Origin of the sequence: Arenimonas malthae CC-JY-1 (assembly GCF_000747075.1) — a bacterium.
GTDB classification, from domain to species: domain Bacteria; phylum Pseudomonadota; class Gammaproteobacteria; order Xanthomonadales; family Xanthomonadaceae; genus Arenimonas; species Arenimonas malthae.
The window spans coordinates 1-6,469 of the sequence record NZ_AVCH01000049.1; the positions used below are offsets into that span (position 1 = coordinate 1).

Consider the following 6,469-nt stretch of genomic DNA (forward strand, 5'->3'; position numbering starts at 1 on the left):
CGCCACGCTCGCCGCCGGCCCCCAGGACGAAACGAGCCTGCGCCAGCGCGCGCGCTGGCTGGTGGCCGCCGGCAACCGGCCGGCGCTGGCGGCGCTGTACCTCGAGGCGGCCACGCCGTCGCCCTCCCCGGAACGGCGCCTGCTGCTGGGCCACCTGGCGGAAGCGCTGATGCGCTGGGGCGAGGCCGAGCAGTGGTATGCCAGCGTGCCGCGCGGCCCGGGCCACGACCAGGCCACGCTGCGCCTCGCCGGTGCCCAGGGGCGCCTGGGCCGCATCGACCAGGCCCTGCGCACCCTGCACGAACTGCAGGTGGACCAGGCCGCCGACGGCGAATTCGTGCGCGACAGCTACCTGCTCGAAGCCGAGCTGCTCGAGCGCCGCGACCGCGGCGACGAGGCCCTGGCCACCTTCGGCCGGGCGCTGGAGGTGTTCGAAGGCGACCCGGCGCTGCTCTACGGCCGCGCCATGCTGCACGAGCGCGCCGGGCGCATCGCGCCCGCGCTGGCCGACCTGCAGCGCATCCTCGACGACGACCCCGACAGCGCCCAGGCCCTGAACGCCTACGGCTACGCGCTGGCCGAACACCGCCAGCGCTACCGCGAGGCCCTGCCTTACCTGGAGCGGGCGCTGGCGCTGGCGCCGGACTCGGCCGCCATCCTCGACAGCGTGGGTTGGGTGCACCTGAAACTGGGGCGGCACGCCAGCGCGCTGGACCTGCTCGAGCGCGCCTGGGCCCGGCAGCGCGACCCCGAGATCGCCGCGCACCTGGGCGAGGCCCTGTGGGCGGCGGGCCGCAAGGCCGAGGCACGCGAAGCCTGGCGTGCGGGCTTGCGCCTGGATCCGGACAATGCCGCGCTCAGACTCGCCCTGGAGACCCACGAACCATGATCCGCCGCCTTTCCCTCGGCCTGTTCGCCCTGCTGCTGGCTGCTTGCGCCCCCGTGCCGGTGCGCACCGGTGGCGACGCCGACCTGTTGGCCGCCCAGTCCGCCCGCGAGGCCGTGCTGCGCGAGGAGGGAAGCTGGCGCCTGACCGGCCGCCTGGCGGTGAGCGCCGGCGGCGAAGGTGGCAGCGGCCGCCTCGACTGGCGCCAGCAGGCCGACGGCTACGACATCCAGCTGGCCGCGCCGGTCACCCGCAAGAGCTGGCGCTTGGTCAGCCGCGCCGGCCAGGTGCGGCTGGAGGGCCTGGAGGGCGGGATCCGCGAAGGGGCCGACGCCGAGGCCCTGCTGGCCGAGGCCACCGGCTGGGACATCCCGGTGGCCGCCCTTGCCGACTGGGCGCGGGGCGCCCGGGCCCCGGGGCCGGCCCGCATCGAATTCGGGCCGGAGGGTCTGCCGGTGCTGATCGTCCAGCAGGGCTGGACGGTGGAGTACCGGGACTGGCTGCCCGGCGACACGCCGCGGCCGCGCCGGGTCTTCGCCGCGCGCGACGGCGCCACCGTCCGCCTGGTGGTGGAAAGCTGGGGCCAGCCGTGACGCCCGGAGGGCAGGGCGGCTGGTCCGCCTGGCCGGCCCCGGCCAAGCTCAACCTGTTCCTGCGCATCGTCGGCCGCCGGCCGGATGGCTACCACCGCCTGCAGACCGTCTTCCAACTGCTGGACTGGGGCGACACGGTGCGCCTGCGGGTGCGCGACGACGGCCTCATCCGACGCCAGGTCGCCGAGGGTTATGCCGTTCCCGAGGCCGAAGACCTCGTGGTCAGGGCGGCGAAACTCCTTCAATCGGCATCGAAAACCAGCCAAGGCGCGGATATCGTCGTCGAAAAGAAGATTCCCCTCGGCGGCGGCTTCGGCGGTGGGTCCTCGGATGCCGCCACCGTGCTGGTGGCGCTGGATGCCTTGTGGGACACCCGTCTCGGCGAAGACCGCCTGGCCGACCTGGGCCTGCAGCTGGGGGCCGATGTGCCGGTGTTCGTGCGCGGCCGCAGCGCCTGGGCGGAGGGCGTGGGCGAATTGCTCACGCCGCTCGCGCTGCCCCCGGCGGCCTACCTGGTGGTGGATACCGGGGTTTCGGTGCCCACCGCCGAACTTTTCCAAGCGCCTGATTTGACCCGGGATGCGCCCGCGGCGACAATATCGGACTTCGTTTCTGGCTCTGCGCTCGGCAATGCCTTCGAGCCGGTGCTGCGTTCGCGTTCGGAAGCCGTTTCGGCGGCGCTGGATGCCCTTGCGCAGCTCGGTCCGGCGGCCCTGACCGGGACCGGCGGCGGCTGTTTCGCGCGCTTCGGCGCGCGCGCCGACGCCGAAGCCGCGCTGGCGCGCCTGCCCCCGGGCCTGCGCGCCTGGGTGGCGATGGGCGTGGACGTGTCGCCCCTGCACCGGGCGCTGTCCGCGGGCCGGGCCGGAAACGGTTAGATCCAGCGGTGGGGCGTCGCCAAGTGGCCTAAGGCACCGGGTTTTGATCCCGGCATTTCGTAGGTTCGAATCCTACCGCCCCAGCCATCCCGGTCGCGCCACCCGTCCACCCACCCTTCGCGCAAGGCACCCGCATGAGCAAGCAGAACCTGCTCGTTTTCACCGGCAACGCCAACCGGCCGCTGGCCCTTGCTGTCTGCCGCCAGCTGGGCATCCCTCTGGGCAAGGCGCAGGTCGGGCAGTTCTCGGACGGCGAGGTGCAGGTCGAGATCGAGGAAAACGTGCGCCGGCAGGAGGTGTTCGTCATCCAGTCCACCTGCGCGCCGACCGCCGAGAACTTCATGGAGCTGCTGGTGCTGATCGACGCGCTCAAGCGCGCGTCGGTGGCCAACGTCACCGCGGTGGTGCCGTACTTCGGCTACGCCCGCCAGGACCGCCGCATGCGCTCGGCGCGCGTGCCGATCACGGCCAAGGTCGCCGCCAAGATGTTCACCGCCGTCGGCACCGACCGCGTGCTCACCGTGGACCTGCACGCCGACCAGATCCAGGGCTTCTTCGACATCCCGGTCGACAACGTCTATGCGTCGCCGCTGCTGCTGGCCGACATCTGGCGCAACCAGGGCACCGACAACCTGATCGTGGTCTCGCCGGACGTCGGCGGCGTGGTGCGCGCACGCGCCATCGCCAAGCGCCTCGACGACGCCGACCTGGCCATCATCGACAAGCGCCGCCCGAAGGCGAACGTCGCCACCGTGATGAACATCATCGGCGACGTGTCGGGCAAGACCTGCGTGCTGGTCGACGACATCGTCGACACCGCGGGCACGCTGTGCGCCGCCGCCGCGGCCCTGAAGGCCAACGGCGCGAAGAAGGTCGTGGCCTACTGCACCCACCCGGTGCTGTCGGGCGCGGCCATCGCGAATGTCTCGAACTCGCAGCTCGACGAACTGGTGGTGACCGACACCATCCCGCTGTCGGAAGCCGCCCGGGCCTGCCCGCGCATCCGCCAGCTCAGCGTCGCCGAGCTGCTGGCCGAGACCATCCGCCGCATCGCCTTCGGAGAGTCGGTGAGTTCGCTGTACGTGGATTGACCCCTGGCGGGGAATCGGGGATCGGCACCGCTGGGCGCCGATCCCCGATTCCCGGAACGGGAACGACGCGGGGCCTGGTCGCGGGCAACGCGGAAAGCGCCGGAAGGCGCATCACTTTGAAGAAGGCATCAACACCATGGCTACCAACCACAACATCACGGCCACCGGCCGCAAGGACGAGGGCAAGGGTGCGAGCCGCCGCCTCCGTCGCAGCGGCCACGTCCCGGCCATCGTCTACGGCGGCCACCAGGAGCCGCAGAGCGTGCAGATCGAGCACAACCACCTCTGGATCGCCAGCCAGAACGAGTGGTTCTACTCGGCCATCCTCGACCTCGCCGTCGACGGCAAGGTCCAGAAGGTCCTCCTGCGTGACATGCAGCGCCACCCGTTCAAGCAGCAGATCCTGCACCTGGACTTCCTGCGCGTGAGCGAGAACGAGGCCCTGCGCGCCAAGGTCCCGCTCCACTTCGTGAACCAGGAAACCTCGCCGGCCGGCAAGTCCGCGGGCGTCGTGGTCACCCACGAGCTCAACGAAGTCGAAGTCAGCTGCCTGCCGAAGGACCTGCCGGAGTTCATCGAGGTCGACCTGTCGGCGCTGGCCGTCGGCGACATCGTGCACCTGTCGCAGGTCAAGCTGCCCAAGGGCGTCACCATCCCGGCCCTGGCCCACGGCAAGGAGCATGACCTGGCGATCGTGATCGCCAAGCACGCCCGCGTCGAGGCCGAGGAAACCGCCGCGCCGACCTCCGCCGAGGTCCCGGCCGCGAAGGTCACCAAGGCCGATGCCGCCCCGGCGGCGCCGAAGAAGAAGTAATCCGGCCGGCCGCCCCGGCCCCGGCCGGGGCGGCGACCGAAATCTTCCGACGTGGCTGCACTCCGTCTCATCGTCGGCCTGGGCAATCCTGGTGCCGAACACGCCCGAACCCGGCACAACGCCGGGTTCTGGTTTCTTGACGCCCTGGCCGAAAAGGCCGGTGCGCGCTTCGGCCTGGAATCCAAGCTGCACGGAGAAACCGCCAAGATCGAGCTGGCGGGCCATACGCTCTGGCTGCTGCGCCCGGCCACCTACATGAATGCCTCGGGGCGATCGGTGGCGGCGGCGCTGCGCTACTGGAAGATCGAGCCCGAACAGGCCCTGCTGGCCCACGACGAGCTCGACCTGGCGCCCGGCGTCGCCCGCCTGAAGTTCGATGGCGGCCACGGCGGCCAGAATGGCCTGCGCGACACCATCCAGCACCTGGGCCACGGCAAGTTCCACCGCCTGCGCATCGGAATCGGCCACCCCGGCCACAAGGACAAGGTCACCCCCTGGGTGCTTGGCCGGCCCGGGAAGGACGACGAAGCCGCCATCCTGCGGGCCATCGACGACGCCCTGGCGGTGCTGCCGCTGGCGGTCGCCGGCGAGTTCCCCGAGGCGATGAAGCGCCTGCACACCCCCAAATCCTGAGGAAGAAGACCCCACCATGGGTATCAAATGCGGCATCGTCGGCCTGCCCAACGTCGGCAAGTCCACCCTGTTCAACGCGCTGACCAAGGCCGGCATCGCCGCCGCCAACTTCCCGTTCTGCACCATCGAGCCCAACACGGGCGTGGTGCCGGTGCCGGATCCGCGGCTGAACCAGCTGGCCGAGATCGTCAAGCCGCAGAAGGTCATCCCGACCTCGTTCGAGTTCGTGGACATCGCCGGCCTGGTCGCCGGCGCCTCCAAGGGCGAGGGCCTGGGCAACAAGTTCCTGGCGCACATCCGCGAGGTGGACGCCATCGCGCACGTGGTGCGCTGCTTCGAGCACACCGACATCGTGCACGTGGCCGGCAAGGTCGACCCGATCTCCGACATCGAGACCATCGACACCGAGCTGGCCCTGGCCGACCTCGATTCGGTCGAGAAGGCCCTCAACCGTGCCGAGCGCGAGGCCAAGACCGGCAACAAGGACGCCATCGCCCGCAAGGAGGTCCTGGCGCGCCTGCGCGCCGGCCTCGACAACGGCACCCCGGCCCGTGCCCTGGGCTTGTCGGCCGAGGACAAGGCCGCCGTGCGCGACCTGTTCCTGCTGACCCTCAAGCCGGTGATGTACGTGGCCAACGTGCTCGAGGACGGCTTCGAGAACAACCCGCACCTGGACGCCGTCCGGGCCCGGGCCGTGAAGGAGGGCGCCCAGGTGGTGCCTGTCTGCGCCGCGATCGAGGAGGAGCTGGCCCAGCTCGAGGACGCCGACCGGGCCGAGTTCCTGGCCACCATGGGCCTGGACGAGCCGGGCCTGAACCGCGTCATCCGGGCCGGCTACGCCCTGCTGGGCATGCAGACCTACTTCACGGCCGGCGTGAAGGAAGTCCGGGCCTGGCAGGTGCACAAGGGCGCGACGGCCCCCCAGGCCGCGGCCGTGATCCACACCGACTTCGAGAAGGGCTTCATCCGGGCCGAAACCATCGCCTTCGACGACTTCATCAAGTACAAGGGCGAGTCCGGCGCCCGCGACGCCGGCCGCCTGCGCCTGGAAGGCAAGGAATACGTGGTCCAGGAAGGCGACGTCCTGCATTTCCGCTTCAACGTCTGAGGCTGGGGAAAAATATTGTTCAGAGGGCGTTGACAATTCGGGCCGCTGCCGTGAAAATTACGGGCTCCCTGACGGAGGGATACCCAAGCGGCCAACGGGGGCAGACTGTAAATCTGCTGGCTCACGCCTTCGGTGGTTCGAATCCACCTCCCTCCACCAGCTCGGCAGGACCAGTCGTCACCGGTCCGGCAGGGCGGGAGTAGTTCAATGGTAGAACCTCAGCCTTCCAAGCTGATCATGCGGGTTCGATTCCCGTCTCCCGCTCCATTGGATTGAAGTTCCACCGCAAGACCCAAGATTCGCTCATGTAGCTCAGTCGGTAGAGCACTTCCTTGGTAAGGAAGAGGTCGCTGGTTCGATTCCAGTCATGAGCACCACCACCCCGGTCCCGCGCCGCGCGGGTCCGGACGCAGACAAACCTTGACTCCACCGGGTAAACGCTAATGTCCAAGGAAAAGTTCGAGCG

The 6,469-nt window shown here is 70.1% G+C and carries 7 protein-coding genes and 4 tRNA genes; all 11 read left to right on the plus strand.

All coding sequences use genetic code 11. The features are described from left to right. Positions 1 to 889: tetratricopeptide repeat protein (locus tag N790_RS03420; protein WP_043800761.1), on the plus strand; the 889-nt coding region annotated here is incomplete at its 5' end. Then, positions 886 to 1,479, plus strand: a complete 594-nt coding sequence (gene lolB / locus N790_RS03425; protein WP_043800764.1) for a lipoprotein insertase outer membrane protein LolB — start codon at positions 886 to 888, stop codon at positions 1,477 to 1,479. The genes N790_RS03420 and lolB, both read left to right, overlap by 4 nt. Beyond that, a complete protein-coding gene (ispE, locus tag N790_RS03430; protein WP_043800766.1) occupies positions 1,476 to 2,357 on the plus strand; it encodes a 4-(cytidine 5'-diphospho)-2-C-methyl-D-erythritol kinase in 882 nt (293 codons plus the stop codon). Before lolB ends, ispE begins: the two co-directional genes overlap by 4 nt. A gap of 9 nt (positions 2,358 to 2,366) precedes the next feature. Then, a tRNA-Gln gene (locus N790_RS03435) sits at positions 2,367 to 2,444 on the plus strand. Positions 2,445 to 2,491: 47 nt separating this feature from the next. Continuing rightward, complete coding sequence (locus N790_RS03440; protein WP_043800768.1) at positions 2,492 to 3,448, plus strand: ribose-phosphate diphosphokinase; 957 nt, start codon at positions 2,492 to 2,494, stop codon at positions 3,446 to 3,448. Positions 3,449 to 3,584: 136 nt separating this feature from the next. Further along, positions 3,585 to 4,262 (plus strand): 50S ribosomal protein L25/general stress protein Ctc, encoded by a 678-nt coding sequence (locus N790_RS03445; RefSeq protein ID WP_043800771.1) that lies wholly within the window; start codon positions 3,585 to 3,587, stop codon positions 4,260 to 4,262. A 51-nt stretch (positions 4,263 to 4,313) separates the two neighbouring features. Then, entirely contained in the window at positions 4,314 to 4,895 is a 582-nt protein-coding gene (gene pth / locus N790_RS03450) for an aminoacyl-tRNA hydrolase (protein ID WP_043800774.1), read from the plus strand. Between the two features lie 16 nt (positions 4,896 to 4,911). Then, complete coding sequence (gene ychF, locus N790_RS03455) at positions 4,912 to 6,003, plus strand: redox-regulated ATPase YchF (RefSeq protein ID WP_043800776.1); 1,092 nt, start codon at positions 4,912 to 4,914, stop codon at positions 6,001 to 6,003. A 73-nt stretch (positions 6,004 to 6,076) separates the two neighbouring features. Continuing rightward, a tRNA-Tyr gene (locus tag N790_RS03460) sits at positions 6,077 to 6,162 on the plus strand. A 34-nt stretch (positions 6,163 to 6,196) separates the two neighbouring features. Beyond that, positions 6,197 to 6,270 (plus strand) — tRNA-Gly (locus N790_RS03465). A gap of 34 nt (positions 6,271 to 6,304) precedes the next feature. Then, a tRNA-Thr gene (locus tag N790_RS03470) sits at positions 6,305 to 6,380 on the plus strand. The last annotated feature ends 89 nt before the right edge of the window (positions 6,381 to 6,469 follow it).